Source organism: Streptomyces sp. NPDC040432, assembly GCF_055595445.1.
Window position 1 is genome coordinate 29,374 of record NZ_JBVIVP010000005.1, and the last position, 22,973, is coordinate 52,346.

The window sequence follows — 22,973 nt, forward strand, 5'->3', positions numbered from 1 at the left end:
TCGACCCACCATGTCGACATCGCAGCACGCCCCGCACCGCTCCGCGGCACCCGGGCAGGACCCCGCGCCGGACGCCGGGCAGGCCCCGACCCACTCCGCGGCGGCCGGTCCCCGCCCGGGGTCCGACCGGCGCGCCGGCCTCGCCGGGGCCGCCCTGGCGGCCCTGATCACGACGGCTGCCGTCTGCGCGGGGGACGCCGCCGCGCGCGTCTTCCCGTACGGTCCGCGCCACCGCAGCGTGAACGACTTGGGGAACCAGTTCGTCCCCTTCCACGCGCAGCTGTGGGACCTGCTGCACGGGCGGGCCGAGGGCGGACTCCTCCTCAACTGGCGCTCCGGGTACGGCACGAGCTTCCTGCCGGACCTGGGCACCTACCTGTCCAGTCCCTTCGCCGTCCTGGTGGCGTTCTTCCCGCGCGCCGACATCGACCTCGCGGTGTACGTGGTCACCGTGCTCAAGACGGCCGCCGCCGCCGCGGCGATGGCCTGGCTGCTGCGGACCCAGCGGCGGGGGCCGCGCTGGGCGGCGGGCCTGCTGGGCGCCTCGTACGCGCTGTGCGGCTGGTCGGTGCTGGAGGCGTCCTACAACCCGATGTGGCTGGACGGGCTGATCGCCTTCCCGCTCCTGTGCCTGACGGGGGAATGGGCGCTGCGCACGCGCCGGCCGGTGGCGGGGGCGCTGGTGGTGGCCCTGTGCTGGACGGCGAACTTCTACACCGCGTACATGGCCACGCTGGGCGCGGGGCTGGTCCTGCTCGTCCGGGTGGTGCTGACCCGGGACGACGTCCGCGAGCGGGTACGGGTGTGCGGGCGGGCGGCGGTGACGACGCTGCTGGGGACGGCTCTTACGGCTCCCCTGCTGGTGCCCCTGCTCCTGAGCTCGAAGCAGGCCTACCCGGGCTGGTTCAAGGAGTTCCGGCCCGTGCCGTGGCCGGACCTGGCGGCGCGGCTGCTGCCGGGGACGTACTCCTTCTCCTCCCCCGCCCTGTTCGTGGGCACCGGAATCCTGCTGCTGGTGGCGGCGCTGCCGTTCCACCGGGCGTTGCCGGCCCGGACCCGGTGGTGGTGGGCGGGGCTGGTGGCCGCCGTACTGGTGTCCCTGCAGTGGGCGCCGACCCATCTGGCCTGGCACGTCTTCGCGACGCCGAACGGCAGCCCGTACCGGCAGACCTTCGTCCTCGCCGGGATCGTGGTGATCGCCGCCTGGACGGGGTTGGCCGCGGGGCTGCCCGGGGTGCGGGCCCTCGCCGGTGGCGCGGCCGTCCTGGTGGCGGCCGTCGCGGTGGCGGCGGCCGGGAGCGGACTGACGACGGGGTGGGGCACGACCCTCTTCGGCGTCGGGCTGGCGGCGTCCGCCTGGGCGTGGTGGACGCTCGGGCGGCGGCGGGCGGCGCCGGTGGCGGCGACCCTGCTGATCGCGGTGCTGGGGGCGCAGGCCGCCGCGACGGCGGCCTACGGGCACAGGGGGAAGCTGGGCGGGCTGGACGACTACCCGTCGTGGGGCGCCGAGCACACCGCCCGCGCCGCGGCCCTGGCCGACGCCGACGGTTGGCCCGCGTACCGGACCGACCCGGGCCGGCCGGCGCTGTCGGGCAACGACCCGATGCTGCTGGGCGGTGAGGGCGGCTCGTACTACAGCAGTCACACCCCGGACGTGTTCACCCGCTCGATGGCGGCGCTGGGCGCGGGCTGGACCTCGCGGGGCCGCAACGTCCAGAGCCTCGACAGCCCGGTGACGGACGCGGTGTTCGCGGTGGGTGCCCGGCTGCGGCCCGACGGGAGCGTGGCCCGCGCCGACGTCCCGCCGCTGGTGACGGTCCGTCCCGCGGGCCCGTCCCCCACCTACGGGGACTCGCCGTTCGCCAACCAGGAACTGCTTTTGGGCGCACGGGTCTACGAGGATCCGGTCGCCCCCGGGATCTGTCGGGCGGGCACCGAGGCCTTCCTCTGGGCGCCGGAGTACAACGCCACGGCCCGCCTCGCGGACGGCCCCGCCTTCCGCCTGAACGGTTGGGCGCCCCGCAACCGGGCCGCGCTCCAGCCGATGGGCGTCTCGCACGGTCCCGCCTCGAAGCTGGTCTTCGACCGGCCCGCACCGGCGGCCTGGAGCCTGTCGTGCCTGGACCGGCCCCGGCTGGACGCGGCGGTGTCCGCGCTGCGCGCCTCGGCCGCCACCTCGGTACACGTCTCCGCCTCGGGCGTGCGCGCGACCCTGCCCCCGGGCAGCACGGGCACGGCGGTCCTGTCGGTGCCGGCCGTCGCGGGCTGGAGCTGCAACGGCCGCCCCGCGGGCGCGCGCCTGGGCCTGGTCGCCGTGGAGCTGGACGGCCGCACCACCGCCCTCGACTGCGGGTTCCGCCCGCCGGGACTGCTGCCGGGGGCGGCGGTGGCCGCGGCGGCACTGGCCGTCCTGCTGGGCGCGGCCCACCGGCGCCGGTGGGGCCCGGCCGTCTGAGCCGACGGGCCGGGCCGGCGCGTCAGCGGACCTGGCCCAGCCACTGGAGGGTGCGGCGGACCTCCACGGGCAGGGGGTGGCCCGGCCCGTGGACGCGGTCCGCGTCGAACAGGAGGCGGACCAGGGTGTCGTGGGCGCCCTGCCGGTCCCCGAGGGAGAGCAGCAGGTGCGCTATCCGGCGGCGGACCTCCAGGGGCAGGCCCGGGTCCGGGTTGGCGTAGTGGTTCTCGAAGAGCGGGAGCAGCGACCGGTACTCCGCGAGGGCGGCGGCCGGTTCACCGAGCTGCTCCAGGCACTGGGCGGCGTCGTAGCGGAAGCGCAGCGCCTGGGCGTCGCCCGCGGGGAACTCGTCGGCGAGGCGGCGCAGTTCGGGCAGGGCCCGGCGGTACTGGCCGTCGTCCATCAGGGTGGCCGCGTACTGCTTGCGCAGGGAGCGGACCACGGGCGAGTGTTCCCCGTGTTCGGCGGCGGCGGCCGGCAGGATGCCGCCGAGGATGTCCACGGCCTGGGTGAGGCGGCCCTGGTCGAGGAGCTTGCGGGCCTCGTCGACCGCGCCGGGGATGTCGGGCCGGGGCGGGGCCGGCGGGTCGGCCGGCCGGGGCGGGACGACGGCCGCACGGTCGGGCCAGGGGGCCTGGGGGCGCAGGAAGGGGCGGGTCGGGTCGAGCGGCCCGGCCGGCCCGCGGCTGCCGCGGGCGGGCAGCAGCGGGGCGAGGGCCTCGTAGACCTCCTGCGCGGAGCCGGGCCGGTCCTGGGGGTCCTTGGCGAGGAGGCGCATCAGGAGCGTCTCCAGTTGTTGCGGGATCTCGGGGCGCGCGCCGCGCACGGGGAGCGGGGGCTCGTACAGGTGCCGGTGGAGGACGCCGAGGGCGGTGGAGCCGGCGAAGGGGACGTTGCCGCTGAGGAGTTCGTACAGCAGCACGCCGAGGGCGTAGAGGTCGGTGTACGGGCCGACGGCGCCGCCCATGGCCTGCTCGGGTGCCATGTAGGCGGGGCTGCCGATGGGCGATCCGGTGCTGGTGAGGCGGGTGGTATCGGTGTCCATGACGGAGGCGACGCCGAGGTCGAGGACGAGGACGGTGCCGTCGGGGCGGATCATCACGTTGCGGGGCTTCAGGTCGCGGTGGACGATCGGCACCGCGTGCACGGCCGACAGGACGGCGCACAGCTGCGCGACCACGGACACGGCCCAGGGCCACGGGTAGGGATCGTGCTCGGCGAGGTGGTCGGCGAGGTCGGAGCCCTCGACGTAGCCCATGACGAGGTACAGCTCGTCGCCGTCGCTGCCCGCGTCGTGGACGGTGACCAGCCCGGGGTGGTCGACCTGGGCGGTGACGCGGCATTCGCGCACGAAGCGGCGGCGCAGTTCCTCGGCGACGGTGCCGGGGCCGGCCACCTTGTCGGGGCGCAGCAGTTTCACGGCGACGCGGCGGTCCAGGCGGCGGTCGTAGGCCGTCCAGACCTGGCCCATGCCGCCCTGTCCGAGGATGGTGGCGAGCTGGTAGCGCTCACCGATCAGGCGTTCCTCGGTCACTTGTCACGGTCCTGGCGGGCCGTGTCGTTGGGGTCCTGGTACGGGCCCCCGGGCTGCGGCGGCTGCTGCGGACGGCGCAGGAGTTCGCTGAGCTCGTCGAGCTCGGCGCGGACCTGCCCGATCCTGGGCGGCGGCGTCGCGTGCGGCGGGTTCTGCGGCGGCCTGGGCGCCGGGGTGGGCACCGGGGTGTGCGCGGGCGGGTACCCGTAGGCGGGGTTGGTCTGCTGCTGCGGCGGCATGTACGGGGGCTGGGCGGGTTGCGGGTACCAGCCCCGGGCGGGGCCCGCCGCTGCCAGGGCCTCGTGGTGCTTGATGTCGACGATGAGGAAGTAGACGCAGGTCGCGAAGCCGGTGAGGATCGAACCACCGGCCCCGAGGTTGCCCTGCCAGCCGTTGGTCTCGGCGGTCGGGTCGAGCTGGATGAAGGTCATCCAGACGACGGCGAGCACGCCGCTGACGACGAGCAGGACCCAGTCGCGCGTCTTGCGGGTCACCAGGGCCAGGCGCAGCATCGCGCCCCAGGCGAGGAAGCCGCAGCTGATCACGGGGAGCACCGCGAACAGCACGCGCAGCGTCACCACGGTGGAGGAAGTGGGACGGTGGCCGTGGGGGCCTTGCTGCGGCGGGATGCCGGGGGCGTGCATCGGTGCTCCTGACGGGCCGTGCGGACGGTTTGCGGGTCTGAGCGTATACAGCCTTTCCGGCCGTCCGTGAGGGGATGGACCCAACCGTTGCAGGGTCGCTGCACAGGGGTCACCCCGGCGGGACGGATCCGTCCGACAAGCCGTCGTACAGGCCCTGGACGAGTTGCTCCCCGAGCCGTGCCGCGCGCGCCAGCGCGTCCTCGAACTCGGCGAGCTCCCGGAACCTGGCTCCGTAGCGGCGCTGTTCGGCCAGGGGCAGCCGGGGCAGCCGCAACCGGCGGACGTCGAGGCGGGTGGCGGTGGAGGCGTGGCTGCTGGCGCGCCGGGTGTTGGCGGTGCCGCGCAGGAATCCGGCCACGAACCAGGGGTCGAGGGCGGCGGGGTCGGGGCGCAGCAGTTGCACGTTGCGGCCGAGTGCCGCGCCGGCGCCGCTCGCGGTGTCCGTTCCGATGACGCGGGCGGCGCCGGCCGCTCCGACGACGGGGACGACGACGTCGCCCGGGGCGGCGAGGAAGGCTTCCTCGGGGCCGGTGGCGAGCGTGCCGGAGGGGGCGGTGCCCGCGTACACGTCGTGCTCGGTGAGCACCGGTGGTTCGTCGGCGTCGGGGCCGGCGGCGCTGCCGGTGCCGGTTCCGGTGTGCAGCAGCAGGGCTCCGGCGCGGGCGAGTTCACCGATGGTGGTCTGCGGGAGTCGGGCGGGGGCCGCGTCGGCGGGGGCGGGCGGCGGGGTGAGCCGGGCGGCGCGGGTGAGGCTCTCGGTGAGGCGTTCGCGGACGGCGGCCAGTTCGGCGGGGCCGCCCCCGGTGCCGGGCGGGGGGAGGTGGCGGGCGGGGGTGAGGTCGACGTCGTCGTCCAGCAGCTCGACCACGGGCACGACGCGGCCGAGCCCGGGCAGGTCGGCGGCGCCCGTGCGGTCGTACGTGGTCCAGGCGTCGAGGACCGCTCCGTGCACGGCGGGCCACGCGGCCCGGGCCTGGCCGTCGGGGGCCAGGCCCGCGGTGTCCACCAGCAGCAGTCCGGTGGGGGCCGGGGCGTGCGGGGCGGGCCGGCGCAGCACCCACAGCTGGAGCGGGATCCCGTAGGGCGGGGCGGCCCCGGCGGGGAGGGCGATGACGGCCCGCAGGGCGCCCCGGCGCAGCAGGTCGGCGCGGATGCGGCGGCCGGAGCGGCGCGCGGCGACGGCGGGGGGCATCAGCAGGACGGCGGTGCCGCCCTCGCGGAGGTGGGCGAGGGCGTGCTGGATCCAGGCGAGTTCGGATTCGGTGCGGGCGGGGAGGCCGTACTCCCAGCGGGGGTCGTAGGCGAGTTCCTCGTGTCCCCAGTTGCGTTCGTTGAACGGGGGGTGGCACAGGACGGCGTCGAGGGCGGGCTCGGCGAAGGCGTCGGCGCGAAGGCTGTCGGCGGCCGCCGCGCGGACCTGGGCGGAGCCGTGCAGGGCCAGGCGCAGCGCGGTGAGGGCGGCCAGTTCGGGCGAGGCGTCCTGGGCGTGCAGGGTGGTGGCGCCGGTCAGTGCGCGCAGCAGGCCGCCGGTTCCGCAGGCGGGGTCGAGCGCGCTGCGGACGCCCGGTCCGGCGAGGGCTGCCATCAGGGCGGCGCAGCCGTCGGGGGTCAGGGTGTACTGCCGGGGGTTGGCGTCGAGGTGACGGCCGAGGAGGAACTCGAAGGCCTTGTGGGCCCCTGGTCCGGCGGCGAGTTCGGCGGCGGCCCGCAGCAACGGCATGTCGGCGGCCCGGGGCGCCGTGTCGGCGAGGGGGTGGCCGGGGCCGAGGCGGGCGGTGAGGACCCGGTCGCGGACGGGGCCGAGCAGGGTGGCCATGCGGGGGTCGGAGACCGCGGTCAGCTCCAGCCACTCGGCGGGCCGGTCCCGTACGACGAGCAGCGCGGCCCCCGCTTCGACGAGCGCGGAGACGGCTCCGCCGGGGTGGGCGGTGACCTGCTGCCAGACCCTTTCGCGCAGGGGCACTTCGGCGAGCTTGCCCTGGGTCCGGAGCCAGTCCTCGACCTCGGGCAGGGCGAAGGAGGGGCTGGTCTCGGTACCGCCGACGGGTTTGGGGAAATCGGCGTGCCGGCGGCGCCAGTTGCTCACGGCGGCGCGGCCGACGCCGGCCAGGCGGGCGATCTCGGCGGCGGTGACCTCTGCGGTGACTTCGGCGGCGATCTCTGCGGTGACCTCTGCGGTGACCTCTGCGGGGCTCTCCTCCAACATGCCGGGAGCATACCGGCGCACACGAAGACGACCACTTCACAGCGTGAATCCAAAGCAAAGCAATGAATCTTGTTGACTCGGTTCACAGGCTCTGTTGTGATGATCCCGTCGCACGGCGTCGCGAGCAACCAGCCGCGTACGAAACCGAGTTCAGTCAGGAGCACTCCATGTCCCACACCCCGCACCAGAGCCGATCCGCCCGGAACAAGGTGCTCACGGGCTGCGGCGCGCTCCTCGCCCTCGTCACGGTCGGCGCCTGCACCGGAACGGACGCCACCACGGGAGGGAAGCCGACCGCCGCCGCGAGCGCGAAGACGGACGGGGGCACGCCCGGGGCCTCTTCCGCCGGCGCGCAGAGCGGGCAGCCGGGCGCGAAGTCGAGCGACGGGCCCGGCGGGCAGAGCAGCCAGAAGCCGGCCGAGGAGAAGGCCGAGGAGAAGAAGGCCGCGATCCGCGGCAGCGGCACCTTCCAGGTCCCGGGGGACGTCAAGCCCGGCACCTACCGCACCACCGGCAACACGGGCCTGGGCTGCTACTGGGAACGGGCCAAGGACTCCAACGCCGAACTGGAGTCGATCATCGCCAACGACAACGTCACCGGCGCGAGTTACGTGACCATCGAGGCCACCGACAAGATCTTCAAGTCCTCCGGCTGCAAGGACTGGGAGGCCGTCGACCCCAAGGCCGCGGGCACCGCCCCGAAGACGGAGTTCTCGGGCGAGGGCGGCATGTACAAGGTGGGCTCCGACATCGCCCCGGGCACCTACAAGTCCACCGGCCTCGCCGAAGGCGCCGCGGGCTGCTACTGGGAGCGCTCCAAGTCGGCCGACCACGAACTGGACTCCATCATCGCCAACGAGAACCCCGAGGGCCCGGCCGTCGTGACGATCTCCGCGAAGGACGCCTACTTCAAGACCACGGGCTGCGCGACCTGGAAGAAGTCCTGACCCCGGGCCCACCGGCCGGACACCGTTCCCCGCCCCGTCACCGACCGGATGCCGATCGAAGGAACCCCGCACCTCGCGGAACGCCGGACCGGCGGCCCCGACCTCGGACGAGCGAACCCGCCGCAACCGGCGTAACGTCACAAAAGGGGCATCAAAGGGAGCGTACGCATGGGGATTTTCGACAGGTTCAAGGACCAGGCCAGGACCAAGGGCAAGGACATCTCGGACAACCTGGAGCAGGAGGCCAACGAGAGGACCGGCAACAAGTACGCCGATCAGATCGACAAGGCCCAGCAGCAGGCCGAGAAGCGCCTCGGTATCGACGACGACCCCACCAAGTAACACCCGCCCGCGGAACGGGGAGGGCGTCGGCCACGGCCGACGCCCTCCCCGCGCGTGCGCACCCGGTCACTAGCCGAGGATCGTGGTGAGGAACTCCCCCGTCCAGCCGAGGAGTTCCCGCCCGACCAGCGGCTTGCCGCCGACCCGCGCGGTCTTCGGCCTCGGCACCAGCACCTGCGAGGTGGCCGGCTTCAGCACCGTCCCGGGGTGGAGCCGCTTCAGCCGCAGCTCCTGCGATTCGCGCAACTCCACGGGCCCGAAGCGGATGTTGGGACCCTGGAGGGTGATGTCGCCGACCCCACAGGCCCGTGCGAGCATCCGCAGTCCCGCCACCAGCAGCAGGTTCTCCACCGGCTCCGGCAACTTGCCGTAGCGGTCGGTGAGTTCCTCCCGCACCGCCTTGATGTCGGCCTCGGAGTTGGCCGCGGCGATGGACCGGTAGGCCTGGAGGCGCAGCCGCTCGCCGGGCGCGTAGTCGTGGGGTACGTGCGCGTCGACCGGCAGCTCGATCTTCACCTCCAGCGGCGGCTCCTCCTCCACACCGCCCTCCACGGCGGCCCGGTAGTCCGCGACCGCCTCACCGACCATCCGGATGTACAGGTCGAAGCCGACGCCCGCGATGTGACCGGACTGCTCCCCGCCCAGCAGGTTGCCCGCGCCGCGGATCTCCAGGTCCTTCATCGCCACGTACATGCCGGCGCCCATCTCGGTGTGCTGGGCGATCGTCGCGAGCCGCTCGTGCGCGGTCTCCGTGAGCGGCTTCTCCGGCGGGTACAGGAAGTACGCGTACCCGCGCTCGCGGCCACGGCCGACACGGCCGCGCAGCTGGTGCAGCTGGGAGAGACCGAAGTTGTCGCCGCGCTCGACGATGAGGGTGTTGGCGTTGGAGATGTCGATGCCGGACTCGACGATCGTCGTCGACACCAGGACGTCGAACTTCTTCTCCCAGAAGTCCACCACGACCTGCTCCAGGGCCTGTTCGGACATCTGGCCGTGCGCGGTCGCGATCCGCGCCTCGGGCACGATCTCGCGCAGCTTCGCGGCCGCCCGGTCGATGGACTCGACCCGGTTGTGGATGTAGAAGCACTGGCCCTCGCGGAGCAGCTCGCGGCGGATCGCCGCGCCGATCTGCTTCTCCTCGTACGGGCCGACGAAGGTCAGCACCGGGTGCCGCTCCTCCGGCGGGGTGGTGATCGTCGACATCTCGCGGATGCCGGTCACCGCCATCTCCAGGGTGCGCGGGATCGGGGTGGCGGACATGGTCAGCACGTCGACGTTGGCGCGGAGCTTCTTCAGCTGCTCCTTGTGCTCGACGCCGAAGCGCTGTTCCTCGTCGACGATGACCAGGCCCAGGTCCTTGAACTTCGTCTCCTGCGAGAACAGCCGGTGGGTACCGATGACGAGGTCGACCGAGCCGTCCTTGAGTCCTTCGAGGGTGGCCTTCGACTCGGTCTCGCTCTGGAAGCGGGACAGCGCCTTCACGATGACCGGGAACTGCGCGTACCGCTCGGAGAACGTGCCGAAGTGCTGCTGCACGAGCAGGGTCGTCGGGACGAGCACGGCGACCTGCTTGCCGTCCTGGACTGCCTTGAAGGCGGCCCGGACGGCGATCTCCGTCTTTCCGTAGCCGACGTCGCCACAGATCAGCCGGTCCATCGGGACGGATTTCTCCATGTCCTCCTTGACCTCGGCGATGGTGGTGAGCTGGTCGGGCGTCTCCGCGTACGGGAAGGCGTCCTCCAGTTCGCGCTGCCAGGGGGTGTCCGGGCCGAAGGTGTGGCCGGGGGCCGCCATACGGGCGCTGTACAGCTTGATCAGGTCGGCGGCGATCTCCTTGACGGCCTTCTTCGCGCGCGCCTTGGTCTTGGTCCAGTCGGCGCCACCGAGCCGGTGCAGGGTCGGGGCCTCGCCGCCGACGTACTTCGTGACCTGTTCCAGCTGGTCGGTGGGGATGTACAGGCGGTCGCCGGGCTGGCCGCGCTTGGCGGGGGCGTACTCGACGAGGAGGTACTCGCGGGTGGCGCCCTGCACGGTGCGCTGCACCATCTCGACGTACCGGCCGACGCCGTGCTGCTCGTGGACGATGTGGTCGCCGACCTCCAGGGTGAGGGGGTCGACGGACTTGCGGCGCCTGGTCGGCATCCGACCGAGGTCCTTGGTCGCGGTGCGCTGGCCCGTGAGGTCGGTTTCGGTGAGGACGGCCAGCTTCAGGGCCGGGTCGACGAAGCCGTTGTCCAGGGAACCGCAGGCCACGTGCACGATCGACGGTTCGAGCTTCGCGAGGCCGGACTCCAGGCGGGCGGCGATGCCCTCGCCGCCGAGGACCTCGACGGTACGGGCGGCCGGGCCGTGGCCCTCGGTGAGGTAGACGGTGTGCCAGCCGTCGGCGATCCAGCCCTTGGTGTCGGCGAGCGCGCGGGCGGTGTCGCCGCGGTAGGCCTCCGGGGCGTGCATGCCGAGCTTGAGGGTGTCCCCGCCGAGGGTGTCCTCGTCGGCGGCGAACGGCGACACCGACCACCACATCATGCCGAGCTCGCGGGCGTGCTCGCGGACGTCCGCGATGCCCCGCAGGGAGGCCGCGCCGACGTCGATGGGGGCCTCGCCGCCACCGGCCGTGGCCGCCCAGGAGGCCATCAGGAACTCCTGCGACGTCGCCACCAGGTCGGAGGCCCGGGTGCGGACCCGCTCCGGGTCGCAGACCACGGCCATCGCCCCGGCGGGCAGGACGTCGATCAGCAGTTCCATGTCGTCGACGAGGACGGGGGCGAGGGACTCCATGCCCTCGACGGCGATCCCCTCGGCGATCCTGTCGAGCAGTTCGCCCAGCTCGGGGTGGAGCTCGGCCAGCGCGGCGGCCCGCCCGCGCACCTCGTCGGTGAGCAGCAGCTCGCGGCAGGGCGGGGCCCACAGCCCGTGCTCGGCGATCTCCAGGGACCGCTGGTCGGCGACCTTGAAGTAGCGGATCTCCTCGACGTCGTCGCCCCAGAACTCGACGCGCAGCGGGTGTTCCTCGGTGGGCGGGAACACGTCCAGGATGCCGCCGCGCACCGCGAACTCGCCGCGCTTCTCGACCAGCTCGACGCGCGCGTACGCAGCCGCCGCGAGGGCGGCGGTGACCTCGCCGAGGTCGGCGTTCTGCCCCTGCCGCAGGCTGACGGGGATCAGGTCGCCGAGGCCCTTGACCTGCGGCTGGAGCACGGAGCGGATCGGCGCGACGACCACCGAGACGGGTCCGGCGGCCGGGTCGTCCGCGCTCGGGTGGGCGAGCCGGCGCAGGACGGCGATGCGGCGGCCGACGGTGTCGCTGCGCGGGCTCAGCCGTTCGTGGGGCAGCGTCTCCCAGGAGGGGTAGTCCACCACCCCGTCCGGCGGCAGCAGCGACCGCAGCGCCGCGGCCAGGTCCTCCGCCTCGCGCCCGGTGGCCGTCACGGCGAGCACCGTGCGCCCGGTGCGCCGGGCCAGCGCGGCGATCGCGAAGGGCCGCGCGGCGGGCGGGCCGACGAGGTCCACGTGCATCCGGTTGCCGTCCCCGGCCGCGGTGACCGCCTCGGTCAGGGCGGGATCCCGGGTGACGGCGTCGAGCAGTCCGTGCAGGCTCATGAAGGGGGCTTTCCGTCCGGTGACGAGTTCGTCCGTGGGCAGGGGAAGAGCGGGGCGGGGCGGGTACGGGGCAACGCGAAGGACCCGACACGTGAACGGGCCGGGGGTTCCCACCCTACGCCCGCCCGCCCCTCCTCCACCGTCCCCCACCGGGGCTCGGCCCGCCCGTCCGGCGCCGCCCCGGGGGTTTTCGGCCACGGCCGGAACAGGGGGCCGGGGCCCGGTCCGTCCGACCGGAATGACAATCTGAACGTATGTCCACATCCGGGAGTCCGACGACGGCCGGGGCGCTCCCGGCGACCCCGGCGCCGCCCCGCGCCCCGGTCGTACCGGGACCGCGCCGGGTCGTCCGGGCGCCGGGGACGGTACGGGGGCCGGGCGTCGCGCGGGGGCCGGGGGGTGCGTCCCGCACCGGCCGGGACGCGTGGCTGCTCGCCGCCGCGCTGTTCCTCGCGTACGCCGTGCTGTCCGTGTCGCGCCACCGGCGCATGGAGAACCTCTCCTGGGACCTGGGCATCTTCGAGCAGGCCGTCCGGGCCTACGCCTGGCTCCGACCGCCGGTGGTGGACCTGAAGGGGCCGGGCGCCAGCGTCCTCGGCGACCACTTCAGCCCCGTCATCGCCCTGATCGCCCCCTTCTACCGGGCGTTCCCCACCCCGGTCACGCTCCTCGTCGTGCAGGCGGCGCTGTTCGCGGTGTCCGCGGTGCCCGTCACCCGGGCCGCGGCCCGGTTCCTCGGGCCGGGCCGCGGGCTCGCGCTCGGCGCCGCGTACGGGCTGTCCTGGGGGATCCAGCGGGCCGTCGAGTTCGACTTCCACGAGATCTGCTTCGCGGTGCCGCTGCTGGCCTTCGCCCTGGAGGCGCTGGTGGCCCGCCGGTGGTGGGCCTCGCTGGCCTGGGGGCTGCCGCTGCTGCTGGTCAAGGAGGACCTCGGGGTCACCCTCGCGGCCCTGGCCCTGGTGGTCGCCTGGCGGGCCCGGCGGACCGACCGGTGGGCCGCGCGGGCCGCGGTCGCGGTGGCCGTCCTCGGTGTGGTGGTCGCCGCCCTGGTGTTCACCGTCGTGATCCCCGCCTTCGCCTCCGACGGCTACGCCTACTGGGACAAGCTCGACGGCGCGGGCCCCGGCCCCCTCGACGGGCTCGGCACCAAGCTCTCCACCCTCGCCTGGGTGCTGATCCCCACCACGGGGCTGCTCTCGCTGCGCTCCCCGCTGCTGCTGGTCGCCGCGCCGACCCTGGGGTGGCGGTTCCTGTCGGGCGACGAGCACTACTGGTCCACCGACTGGCACTACAGCGCGGTCCTGATGCCGATCGTCGCCCTCGCCCTGGCCGACGCCCTCGACGCCTCCCGGCGGTCCCCCCGCCCGTGGCTGCGGGCGTACTCCCTCCAGGTGCCGGCCGCGCTGCTCGCGGCCGGGCTCGCGCTGAGCGCGACCACCCTGCCCCTGTCCCGGCTCGGGGAAGCGGCCACCTACGAGCGACCCGCGCGGGTCGGCGCGGTCGAGCGGCTGCTCGCCCGGATCCCGGACGGCGCGAGCGTGGAGAGCGACATCGCGCCGATCACCCGGCTGACCTCGCGCTGCCGGGTGTTCTGGATCGGCGACACCAAGGGCGTCCTGCCCGACTACCTCGTCTACGACAACGCCTCCGGCTGGGCCGGCGAGGACCCGATCGGCTACGCCCGGCAGCTGCACCCGGACGCCCGCTTCACGCTGGTGGGCACCGCCCGGGGAACGGTCGTCCTGCGCCGGATCTGAGCACGGTCCGGCCCGACCGGCACCGGCGCGGCGGCGCTCCCGCACCCCCCGCCCGGGCACCCCGGGCACGGCGCGACCCCGGGCCGCCCCTGCGGGCTGCCCGGGGTCGCGTCCCCCCGTACGACCGTCCGGCGGGTCTACTCGCCGGAGATCGCGTTCAGTACGTTCATCCGCCCCGCCCGGAAGGCCGGTACCAGTGCGGCGAACAGGCCCACCAGGGCCGAGGCGGCGAACACCCCGAGGATGGTCGGCCACGGGATCTCCAGGACCTTCAGGCCCTCCAGGGCGAGCAGTTGCTGCGCCGCGGCACCCCAGCCCATGCCCAGTCCGAGGCCCAGCAGGGCGCCGAAGAGGGCGATGACCACCGACTCCAGGCGGATCATGCGGCGCAGCTGGCGGCGGGAGAGGCCGATGGCGCGCATCAGGCCGATCTCGCGGGTCCGCTCGACGACCGAGAGGGCCAGCGTGTTCACGACGCCGAGGATCGCGACGACGATGGCGAGGCCGAGGAGGCCGTAGACCATGTTCAGCAGCTGGCCGACCTGGTCCTTCAGGGCCTGCTTGTAGTCGGCCTGGTTGCGCACGGTGTACTGCGGGTACTCCGCGAGCGCCTTCTTGACCTCGGCGTACGCGGTCGTGGCCTGGCCGTCCTTGGCGGTGGCCAGCAGCATGAACGGGCGCGGCATCCGGTCGGCCGGGACGGAGGCCTCGGCGAGGGCGGTGCTGATGTACGTCATGCCCTTGTCTAGGTTGCCCTCGTCGCTGGTGATGGCCGCGACCTTGAGCTTGACCGTCCTCCCGCCGTCGAAGGCGACCGTCAGCTCGTCACCGAGCTTGACGCGGTGCGCGTCGGCGTAGATCGAACCGACGCCGATCGCGTCCTTGCCGTACGCCGCCGCGTGCTCGCCGGCCACCATCTTGCGCCGGATGTCCTGGGCGTAGGTGGGGTCGGTGGCGCCGAGGCCCACGGCCTCGGTGCTCCCGTCCGGGGCGGTGATCCTGGCAGGGATCTCCCGGTAGGCGGTGACGTGGTCGAGGCGCGGGTTGGCCCGCATGGCCTGCTCGGCCTGCGGCATGACCGGCTGTCCGGTCTCGGAGCTGACGATGTAGTCCGCGCCGACCGACTTGTCGAGCTCGTCGGTGGCCGAGGCCACCATCGAGGAGCCGACGACCGAGAGGCAGGCGACGAGCGCCAGTCCGATCATCAGGGCGGCGGCGGTGGCACCGGTGCGGCGCGGGTTGCGCAGGGCGTTGCGTTCGGCGAGCCGGCCGATGGAGCCGAAGGGCCGCAGGACCGCTCCGGAGAGCACCCGCACCACGCCCGCCGCGAGCAGCGGACCGATGACGATGAAGCCGATGAGGCTGAACACCACGCCGAGGCCGAGCCACAGCGAGCCGGTCGAGGCCTTCTCGGCGGCCGCGGCGAGGAACAGGCCCGCGCCGCCGATGCCGGTGAGGACGAGGCCGAGGACGGCCCGGACGATGCCGGCCTTGCGGTCACCCGGGGTTCCGGCGTCGCGCAGGGCGGCCATCGGGGAGACCTTGCCGGCCCGCCGGCCGGGTACGTAGGCGGCGACGACGGTGACGACGACGCCGAGGAGGATGCCGACGACCGGGGTGGTCCAGGCGATGGTCAGGTCGTCGGTGGACAGCTCCATGCCCATCTGACCCATGAGCTTCATGAGGCCGACGGCCAGGCCGATGCCCGCGGCGACACCCAGCAGGGAGCCGACGACGCCGAGCAGGAAGGCCTCGACGAGGACGGAGCGGTTGATCTGTCCGCGGTCGGCGCCGATGGCGCGCATCAGGCCGATCTCGCGGGTGCGCTGGGCGACCAGCATGGAGAAGGTGTTGAAGATCAGGAAGATGCCGACGAGGAAGGCGATGCCGGCGAAGCCGAGCATCACGTACTTCATGACGTCGAGGAAGGAGCCGACGTCCTTGCGGTTGGCGTCCGCGGCCTCCTTGGCGGTCTGGAGCGTGAAGGCGTCCGCGCCGAGGGCCTTGGCGACGTTCTGCTTGAGCTGCTCGTCGCTCACCCCGTCCTTGGCGGTGATGTTGACGTGCGTGAACGCGCCGGGGGCGCCGAGCAGTCGCTGCTGGGCGGTGGCCGTGTCGAAGTAGACGATCGTGGCGCCCGGGTTGGTCACGGTGAAGGTGGCGATGCCGCTGATCCGCGCGCGGGTGTCGCCGGTGACGGCGATGGTGCGCAGTTCGTCGCCGAGCGCGAGGTGGTGCTTCTTCGCGGTGTCGCTGTCGACCATCATCTCGGTGGGGCCGCGCGGGGCGTGACCGGAGGTGATCTTCATCGACTTGAGCTCGTTGTCGCTCCAGTTGCCCGCGATGGTCGGGGCGCCGGTGGTCGAGCCCATGTTCTCGTTCTTGGCGTTGACCACGGTGACGGCCATGGACAGGACGCCGCCCTGGGCCCCCTTGACGCCCTCGGCCTTCGCGGACCTGTCGACGACCGAGGCGTCCAGCGTCCGGGGCTTGCCGGTGGCCGGGGTCTCCTCGCCGGCCACGGCCTCCTTGGGGGTGACCGTGACGTTGGAGTTGGTGACGGCGAAGAGCTTGTCGAAGGTGGTGTTCATCGTGTCGGTGAACACCAGGGTTCCGCACACGAAGGCGACGGACAGGAGTACGGCGATGGCGGAGAGCGCCATCCGGCCCTTGTGCGCGACGAAGTTGCGCCGGGCGGTCTTCATGACGGTCACGAGGTCCGCCCGCGTGCGTCGAAGTCCTTCATGCGGTCCAGGACCTGGTCCGCGGTGGGCCCGTACATCTCGTCGACGATGCGACCGTCGGCGAGGAAGATGACGCGGTCCGCGTAGGAGGCGGCGACCGGGTCGTGCGTGACCATGACGATCGTTTGGCCGAGCTCGTCCACCGACTGGCGCAGGAACCCGAGGACTTCGGCGCCGGCGCGGGAGTCGAGGTTTCCGGTCGGCTCGTCGCCGAAGATGATCGCCGGTCGGGCGGCGAGGGCGCGGGCCACGGCGACGCGCTGCTGCTGACCGCCGGAGAGCTCGGTCGGGCGGTGCTTGAGACGGCCCGCGAGACCCACGGTGTCCACGACCCGCGCCAGCCACTGCGGGTCCGGCTTGCGGCCCGCGATGTCCATGGGGAGCGTGATGTTCTCCAGGGCGTTGAGCGTGGGGAGCAGGTTGAAGGCCTGGAAGATGAAGCCGATGCGGTCGCGGCGCAGCTGGGTGAGCTTCTTGTCCTTGAGGCCGGTGATCTCGGTCTCGTCGAGGAAGATCTGCCCGCTGGTCACGGTGTCGAGGCCGGCGAGGCAGTGCATGAGCGTGGACTTGCCGGAGCCGGAGGGGCCCATGATCGCGGTGAACTGCCCCGCGTGGATGTCCACGTCGACCGTGTCGAGGGCGACGACGCGGGTCTCGCCGGAGCCGTAGGCCTTGACGACCTGGCGGGCCCGGGCCGCGACCGCGCCGTTCCCTCCGGTACTCCCGTGCCTGGTTTCGGTCATCGCGGTTGTCACGGTGTTCTCCCCTGTTCGCTGCGCGCCCGGTGCGCGCTGGTGCGTGCGTGCGTCGCCGTGGTGAAGTCTGTGGCGCGGGGGGTGTCCGGCGCGCTGGTGCCCATCGCCGTATCCACCGGGGGGTTAACCCCACCCCGCTCGTATGAATCAGTTAAGGACGCGGCGGGACGTTCGGCCTCATCCGCCGGGACGAACGTCCCCTGGCCCGTTGGGGGGAGCGACCCCTAGGGGATCCGGGGCCCCGGGGCCGCCCGGGGTGAGGGATACCGTCGGACACACCCCTGGTGAGAAGGTGTTCTCCGCGTCCGGGTGCCGGGGGCACGAAGGGGGAGGCGACGCGGTGGCGGCGGAGGGGAACCAGGGGGAGGCCCCTGTGGACGACGGGACGAACCTCCCCGGAGGAAACGTTTCAGCCGACCGGTCGGGCCGTCCCCGCGACGAGCCCGCGGCCGGACGCCCGCAGGGGCGCCCGCCGACCCGGGTGGTCGTCTCGCTGATGCTGAGCATGGCCCTGGTCGCCCTCGACACCACGGTCGTCGCCACCGCGGTCCCGCAGATCGTCGGCGACCTCGGCGGGTTCTCCGTCTTCTCCTGGCTGTTCTCGGGCTACCTCCTCGCCGTCACCGTCACCCTGCCCGTGTACGGGAAGCTGAGCGACACCTTCGGCCGCAAGCCCGTCCTCCTCTTCGGGACGGCCCTGTTCCTCATCGGATCCGTCCTGTGCGCGTCCGCCTGGAACATGGCCGCGCTCATCGCCTTCCGGATCGTCCAGGGGCTGGGCGGCGGCGCGCTCCAGAGCACCGTGCAGACCCTGGCCGCCGACCTGTACCCGCTGAAGGAACGGCCGCGGATCCAGGCCCGGATGACCACGGTCTGGGCCTCGTCCTCGCTGCTGGGGCCCGCGCTCGGCGGCCTGCTCGCCGCGTACGCGGGCTGGCGCTGGACCTTCCTCATCAACGTCCCGCTCGCCGGGCTCGCCCTGTGGCTCACCGCCCGGCACCTCGTCGAACCCGTGCGCTCCCCCGGTCGCCGGGGCCCGGTCGACTGGGCGGGCGCCCTCGGCGTCTTCGCCTGCGGCGGGGTGCTGCTCTTCGCGCTGGTGCAGGGCGGCGTCGCCTGGCCCTGGCTCTCCGCGCCCTCGCTGGCCCTGTTCGGGGCCGCCGCCGTGCTGGCCGCGGTGGTGGTCCGGGTGGAACGCCGGGCCCCGGAGCCGATCCTGCCCGGGTGGGTGTGGCGCCGGCGCACCATCGCCGCCGTGAACCTGGCCCTGGGCTCACTGGGCCTGCTGATGGTCGCCCCGCTGGTGTTCATGCCGACGTACGCGCAGACGGTGCTGGGCCTCGGCCCCGTCGGCGCCGGGTTCGTGATGGCCCTGATGACACTGAGCTGGCCCATCTCGGCCGCCTTCTGCCAGCACGTCTACCGCCGCATCGGCTTCCGCGACACCGCCGTCCTCGGCATCGGGGCCGCCGCGGTGATCCTCTTCGCCTTCACGCTGCTCCCCCAGCCCGCACGGGCCTGGCAGCCCGCGCTGATCATGCTGCTGCTGGGTTTCGCCCTCGGCCTCTTCCAACTGCCGCTGATGATCGGGGTGCAGTCCACCGTGGGCTGGGAGGAACGGGGCACCACCACGGCCTCGGTGCTGTTCTGCCGCACCGTCGGCCAGAGCGTGGGCGCGGCGCTCCTCGGCGCCGTGGCCAACGCGACGATCGCGGCCCGGCTGGCGGACGCCCCGCTGCCGGGCCTCCCGCACCGGCTGGACGACGTCTCGAAGGCCCTGGCATCCCCGGACTCCCTCCCCGCGGCGACCACCGCCCACCTGCGTTCGGCGGTCGCCGCCGCCGTCGACCACATCTTCCTCGGCGCGACGGCCGCCGCCCTCGCCGCGCTGCTGGTCCTCCTGCTGGTCGCACCCCGCGAGTTCCCCGTCCTGAAGGAACACGACTGAACCGCTACGGGCTCTCCTTGCGCCGGGCGTAGTGACGGGCGACGCGCGCCCTGTTGCCGCAGGCCGACGCCACGCACCAGCGCCGCCTCGGGTTGGCGGGCAGGAACAACAGGGCGCAGTCGTGGGCCTCGCACTCCCGGACCTCCGCCGCCCGAGGCCCGGCCAACAGGTCCGCGACGGCCTCCGCGAGCTCCGCCGCCAGCCTCCGACCGGGGTCCGCCTCCCGGATCGCGACCGACTCCAGCCCACCTTCCCCGCCCCACACCAACTCCCGGTGGGCCGGGGCCCCCGCCAGGGCGGCGTTCAACACCCGGAGCGCATCGCCCGGAGGCCGCTCACCCCGCCGGACGGCCGCCAGCGCCGAGCCGGCCGCCTCCCGCACGGCCCGCACGGCCGCCACCTCGACGGCCCCCACCTCACCCACGGGCCCGACCCGCCCCGCCTCCGCCTCAAGCCACGCGGCGAGCCCCTCCGGATCGGCGATCAGGTCGCCGACGGTGGGCCGGGTGTTCAGCAGGTCCAGCGCGAGGTGCTCGCCCGTGAGCGGAAAAACGGTCATGGACTAATGATACCAACCCCCCTTGACCCATTAGCAATCCTGAGCAAAGCTAATGCCACCCAAGCCACTGGAGGCATTACATGTCCGTCCTGCACCGCACCGTGGACGTGAACGGCGTGACCGTCGCCTACCGCGAGAGCGGCCCCGCCGACGCCCCCGTCCTGCTCCTCCTGCACGGCTTCCCCACCTCCTCCCACCAGTTCGCCCGCCTGATGGACGCCCTCGACGGCACCCCGCACCGCCTGATCGCCCCCGACTACCCCGGCTTCGGCCGGACCCGGACCCCCGACGACTTCACGTACACCTTCGACCGCCTCGCGGACGTCGTGGAGGGCTTCACCGACGCCCTGGGCCTCGACCGGTACGCCCTCTACGTCTTCGACTTCGGCGCCCCCGTCGGCCTGCGGCTCGCCACCCGCCACCCGGACCGGGTGACCGGCCTGATCGTCCAGAACGGCAACGCGTACGAGGAGGGCCTCTCGGACGCGGCCCGCGCGTTCGCCGGCCTGCGCCGCGACGTCCCCGGCGACGAGGACAGGGTCCGCGGCCTCTTCACCGAGGAGGGCACCCGCTTCCAGTACGAGACCGGCGTCGCCGACACCGCCCGGATCTCCCCCGACGGCTGGACCCTGGACGTCCACTACCTCGGCCTGCCGGGACGCGCCGACGCCCAGGCCGATCTGGCCTTCGACTACGCGGCGAACTTCGCCCACTACCCCGCCTGGCAGTCCTGGCTCCGCACCACCCGACCGCCCCTGCTCGTCCTCTGGGGCGCGGGCGACCCCTTCTTCACCCCGGCGGGCGCCAAGGCCTACCTCCGCGACGTCCCCGAAGCGGAACTCCACCTCTTCGACGAAGCGGGCCACTTCGCCCTGGAAACCCACCTCCCCGAAATAACCCCCCTGATCAACACCTTCCTCAACACCCTCACCCCCTGAAGCAGCCCACCCCTGACACGAAGAACGCCCGGATCACAAACGCCAGGTCGGGGCCGGGGACGGGGTGGGGTGTCGTCCGGGACCAAAACGTGATTTGTTGGCGCACGCCACCGCCCCACCAACGCAGCCCCTGACAGGGCGCCATAAATCATGCCCGTCCCGGACGACACCCCACCCCGGCCCCGGCCCCGACCCACCCGCAGCCCCCGACCCCGGCACCGGCACCGCCCCCCAAGCATCCGCCCGGCCAGGGCAACGTCACCCCTCCGCCGGCGCCCGCCCCGTGAGCGCCGCCAAACTGGACCGGACATGGTTCATGTGCGCCCGCATCTCGTCCTGCGCCTCCGCGTGCTCCCGCAGGACCCGCTCCGTCTCCCGCCCGACCCGCTCCTCCCGCACCCGCGCCTCCGCCAGCAGTTCCGCCGCCCGCGCCTCCGCGTCCTCCTGCCCGTGCCGCGCGGACTCCTCCGCCTCCGCGAACCCCCGCCGGGCCTCGTCCAGCCGCGCCTGCGCGTACCGCTCCTGCTCGGCGGCCCGCGCCTCCATCTCCGCCGCGCGCCCGGTCAGCTCCCGCTCCGCCGCGTCCCGGCGTTCCGCCTGCTCCTGCTCGCGCTCGGCGAGCAGCGCCTCCGACCGGCGCCGCATCTCCACCAGCCCGGCCTGGGCCTCCGCCCGCCACGCCGCCGCGTCGTCCCGCGCCTCCGCCCGCGTGTCGTCGGCCTCCCGTTGCGCCCGCAGCAGCCCCTGCCGCGCCCGCACCTCGGTCTGCTCGCGCACCGCCTCCGCGTCGTGGCGGGCCAGTTCCGCCACCCGGTCGGCGTGCGCCTCCGCCGCGCCCAGCACGTCGCCCGCGTCGGTGCGGGCGTCCCGGCGCAGGACGTCCGCCTCCTCCTGCGCGAGCAGCAGGATCCGCCGGGCGCGTTCGCTGAGGTCGTCGTACGTCTGGGGGGCCAGGGCGGTCACGGCCTCGCGCAGCCGCTCCGCCTCGGCCTCCATCTGCTTCTCCAGGACGGTCAGCCGCGCCACCCGTTCCCAGGCCTCGTCCCGGCTGCCGGAGAGCCGCGCGAGGTACCGGTCGACGTCTTCGACCCGGTAGCCGCGGCCGCGTACGGTCGCCAAACCCTGAGGTCCGTGAGGTGACATGGGTGCACTCATCCTGGAAGCGCCTCTCTCGCGGGGATTCCCGTCAAGGATGCGTCATTTGCTCGCAGAAGCCGGAATGGCCGGGCCGGTCCCCCGTTCGAGGGGTCCCGGCCCGGCCACCGATCCGATCATCCGATCAGAGCAACCCGTCCCACATCTGCTCCAGCAGCACCGACCACCAGTTCTCCGGCGACGCCAACGCCGCACTGTCGAGCCCCGCGAGGTTCGCCTGGAAATCGACGGTCCACCGGCCGGCCTGCTCCGGCGTCAGATGCTGCCTCAAGCGCCACATGTGACCGAGCATGGCCAGCGACCGGGCGAACTGCGGCAGGCTGGAGTTCACGAACTGCGGCGGCACGGGCGCCCCGCCGGGACCGGCCTCCACCGGCACCGCCACTATGTGCGCGGTCCCGTACTGCACGCAGAGCGCCTTGCCGAAGTCGCTGCCGACGACGAGGTACGAGCCCGCGTCGGACGCCGGCTGCACCTGCCTCTGCGCCGCCAGCTCGGCCAGCGTCGGCACCGGCTGACCGGGAGCGGCCTGCGCCCAGAAGAACGGCCCGAAATCGACGGGCAGGCCCGCCCACATCAGGGTCTGCGCCACGATGTCGGGCACGCCCTGTCGGGACACCGCCCGCTGATCGAAGCGGAACACGCCCTGCGGCCCGAACGCGCCCGCCAGCTCCTGCCCGATGACCTCCATCGGAACGGCCGGCTGGAGCGGGACCTGGGGCAGCGGCGCCCGTACCGGCGCGGGGCGCGCCGGACCGTCCGCCACCTGGTGCAGCTCACCCTGATGGGTGAGGAGGTGCCGCACGCCCTGCTGACGGCCCGCGTGGTCCGTTCCGTACGGGGCCACGCTGGTGATCCGCACCTGCGGCCAGGTCTCCCGGATCATCCGGGCGCAGTACCCGCCCGGCAGCTCGCAGGAGGCCAGCTCCGTGTGCAGCTCCAGCACCTGCTGCGGCGGCACGTTCATCGCGCGGAGCTCGTACAGGATCTGCCACTCGGGGTGCGGGGTACCGGGCGCCGAGCGACGGATGAGCTGCTGCTCGGAGCCGTCGGGCGCGCGGTAGCGCAGCACGGCCTGGTAGCCGGGGCCGACCGTGGGCGCGCCGGTCGGGACCGGCGGCCGCCCCGCGGCGCCGCCCTGCGGCGGCCCGGGCGGGCCGGGGGGCGTCGGGGGCTGTCCGACGGCCGGACCGGCCAACATCGTCGCGGCATGATCGAGCCCGCCGCCGGGCGCACCGGGCGGGCCGGGCGGCTGCGGCACACCGGGCCCGGCGAGCATCGTCGCCGCGTGGTGGGCACCGCCCCCGGGGGCACCGGGCGGCGCGGGCGGCTGCCCCGAGCCGGGAGCGCCGGGAGCGCCGGGCGGACCGGGCGGCGTCGGAGGCCGAC

General features: G+C 73.8%; 15 protein-coding genes. 6 read left to right on the plus strand and 9 right to left on the minus strand.

The annotated features are described in order from the left end of the window. Positions 1-10: 10 nt before the first annotated feature. A complete protein-coding gene (locus tag ACZ58N_RS13010) occupies positions 11-2,455 on the plus strand; it encodes a YfhO family protein (RefSeq protein ID WP_471158399.1) in 2,445 nt (814 codons plus the stop codon). A gap of 22 nt (positions 2,456-2,477) precedes the next feature. Here ACZ58N_RS13010 and ACZ58N_RS13015 read toward each other — a convergent pair whose 3' ends face one another. The 3 genes from ACZ58N_RS13015 to ACZ58N_RS13025 all read right to left on the minus strand — a co-directional run bounded on the left by ACZ58N_RS13015 (position 2,478) and on the right by ACZ58N_RS13025 (position 6,839). Continuing rightward, positions 2,478-3,989 (minus strand): protein kinase domain-containing protein, encoded by a 1,512-nt coding sequence (locus tag ACZ58N_RS13015; RefSeq protein WP_471158401.1) that lies wholly within the window; start codon positions 3,987-3,989, stop codon positions 2,478-2,480. After that, positions 3,986-4,633 (minus strand): hypothetical protein, encoded by a 648-nt coding sequence (locus ACZ58N_RS13020; RefSeq protein ID WP_471158403.1) that lies wholly within the window; start codon positions 4,631-4,633, stop codon positions 3,986-3,988. Before ACZ58N_RS13020 ends, ACZ58N_RS13015 begins: the two co-directional genes overlap by 4 nt. 109 nt (positions 4,634-4,742) lie before the next feature. Beyond that, positions 4,743-6,839, minus strand: coding sequence for an N-6 DNA methylase (locus ACZ58N_RS13025; protein ID WP_471158405.1), 2,097 nt, complete (start codon positions 6,837-6,839; stop codon positions 4,743-4,745). Positions 6,840-7,006: 167 nt separating this feature from the next. Here ACZ58N_RS13025 and ACZ58N_RS13030 point away from each other — a divergent pair, with 167 nt between their 5' ends. Together ACZ58N_RS13030 and ACZ58N_RS13035 are read left to right on the plus strand one after the other, a co-directional pair. Next, entirely contained in the window at positions 7,007-7,786 is a 780-nt protein-coding gene (locus ACZ58N_RS13030) for a hypothetical protein (protein WP_471158407.1), read from the plus strand. Positions 7,787-7,954: 168 nt separating this feature from the next. Then, positions 7,955-8,128 carry an Rv0909 family putative TA system antitoxin gene (locus ACZ58N_RS13035; RefSeq protein WP_471158409.1) on the plus strand — a complete coding sequence of 58 codons (174 nt, stop codon included), beginning with the start codon at positions 7,955-7,957 and terminating at the stop codon, positions 8,126-8,128. A gap of 69 nt (positions 8,129-8,197) precedes the next feature. Here the strand turns inward: ACZ58N_RS13035 and mfd are convergent, their stop codons facing one another. Then, a complete protein-coding gene (gene mfd, locus ACZ58N_RS13040) occupies positions 8,198-11,728 on the minus strand; it encodes a transcription-repair coupling factor (protein WP_471158411.1) in 3,531 nt (1,176 codons plus the stop codon). 254 nt (positions 11,729-11,982) lie between these two features. Here mfd and ACZ58N_RS13045 point away from each other — a divergent pair, with 254 nt between their 5' ends. Next, positions 11,983-13,485: a DUF2079 domain-containing protein gene (locus ACZ58N_RS13045; RefSeq protein WP_471158413.1), complete on the plus strand. Its 1,503-nt coding sequence runs from the start codon at positions 11,983-11,985 to the stop codon at positions 13,483-13,485. A 137-nt stretch (positions 13,486-13,622) separates the two neighbouring features. On the opposite strand, the gene ACZ58N_RS13050 is transcribed toward ACZ58N_RS13045, so the two are convergent. After that, positions 13,623-16,199 carry an ABC transporter permease gene (locus ACZ58N_RS13050; RefSeq protein ID WP_471158415.1) on the minus strand — a complete coding sequence of 859 codons (2,577 nt, stop codon included), beginning with the start codon at positions 16,197-16,199 and terminating at the stop codon, positions 13,623-13,625. Further along, positions 16,196-16,972, minus strand: a complete 777-nt coding sequence (locus ACZ58N_RS13055) for an ABC transporter ATP-binding protein (protein WP_471158417.1) — start codon at positions 16,970-16,972, stop codon at positions 16,196-16,198. The genes ACZ58N_RS13050 and ACZ58N_RS13055 overlap by 4 nt, the downstream gene beginning before the upstream one ends. A 385-nt stretch (positions 16,973-17,357) precedes the next feature. On the opposite strand from ACZ58N_RS13055, the gene ACZ58N_RS13060 reads away from it, so the two are divergent. Continuing rightward, a complete protein-coding gene (locus tag ACZ58N_RS13060; protein WP_471158419.1) occupies positions 17,358-18,932 on the plus strand; it encodes an MFS transporter in 1,575 nt (524 codons plus the stop codon). Between the two features lie 4 nt (positions 18,933-18,936). On the opposite strand, the gene ACZ58N_RS13065 is transcribed toward ACZ58N_RS13060, so the two are convergent. Then, positions 18,937-19,491, minus strand: coding sequence for a CGNR zinc finger domain-containing protein (locus ACZ58N_RS13065; protein ID WP_471158421.1), 555 nt, complete (start codon positions 19,489-19,491; stop codon positions 18,937-18,939). Positions 19,492-19,571: 80 nt separating this feature from the next. Here ACZ58N_RS13065 and ACZ58N_RS13070 point away from each other — a divergent pair, with 80 nt between their 5' ends. Next, the gene (locus ACZ58N_RS13070) at positions 19,572-20,429 is read left to right on the plus strand and encodes an alpha/beta fold hydrolase (RefSeq protein WP_471158423.1); all 858 of its coding nucleotides are present in this window, start codon (positions 19,572-19,574) and stop codon (positions 20,427-20,429) included. A gap of 258 nt (positions 20,430-20,687) precedes the next feature. On the opposite strand, the gene ACZ58N_RS13075 is transcribed toward ACZ58N_RS13070, so the two are convergent. Then, positions 20,688-21,548: a DivIVA domain-containing protein gene (locus ACZ58N_RS13075; protein WP_471158425.1), complete on the minus strand. Its 861-nt coding sequence runs from the start codon at positions 21,546-21,548 to the stop codon at positions 20,688-20,690. A gap of 160 nt (positions 21,549-21,708) precedes the next feature. Further along, on the minus strand, positions 21,709-22,973 hold a 1,265-nt coding region (locus tag ACZ58N_RS13080; RefSeq protein WP_471158427.1), incomplete at its 5' end, for an SUKH-4 family immunity protein.

Bases quoted from the DNA above. Each gene is read 5' to 3' on its own strand.
- ACZ58N_RS13010 (WP_471158399.1), top strand. From the start codon at position 11: ATGTCGACATCGCAGCACGCCCCGCACCGCTCCGCGGCACCCGGGCAG.
- ACZ58N_RS13020 (WP_471158403.1), bottom strand. From the start codon at position 4,633: ATGCACGCCCCCGGCATCCCGCCGCAGCAAGGCCCCCACGGCCACCGT.
- ACZ58N_RS13025 (WP_471158405.1), bottom strand. From the start codon at position 6,839: ATGTTGGAGGAGAGCCCCGCAGAGGTCACCGCAGAGGTCACCGCAGAG.
- ACZ58N_RS13030 (WP_471158407.1), top strand. From the start codon at position 7,007: ATGTCCCACACCCCGCACCAGAGCCGATCCGCCCGGAACAAGGTGCTC.
- ACZ58N_RS13035 (WP_471158409.1), top strand. From the start codon at position 7,955: ATGGGGATTTTCGACAGGTTCAAGGACCAGGCCAGGACCAAGGGCAAG.
- mfd (WP_471158411.1), bottom strand. From the start codon at position 11,728: ATGAGCCTGCACGGACTGCTCGACGCCGTCACCCGGGATCCCGCCCTG.
- ACZ58N_RS13045 (WP_471158413.1), top strand. From the start codon at position 11,983: ATGTCCACATCCGGGAGTCCGACGACGGCCGGGGCGCTCCCGGCGACC.
- ACZ58N_RS13055 (WP_471158417.1), bottom strand. From the start codon at position 16,972: ATGACCGAAACCAGGCACGGGAGTACCGGAGGGAACGGCGCGGTCGCG.
- ACZ58N_RS13065 (WP_471158421.1), bottom strand. From the start codon at position 19,491: ATGACCGTTTTTCCGCTCACGGGCGAGCACCTCGCGCTGGACCTGCTG.
- ACZ58N_RS13070 (WP_471158423.1), top strand. From the start codon at position 19,572: ATGTCCGTCCTGCACCGCACCGTGGACGTGAACGGCGTGACCGTCGCC.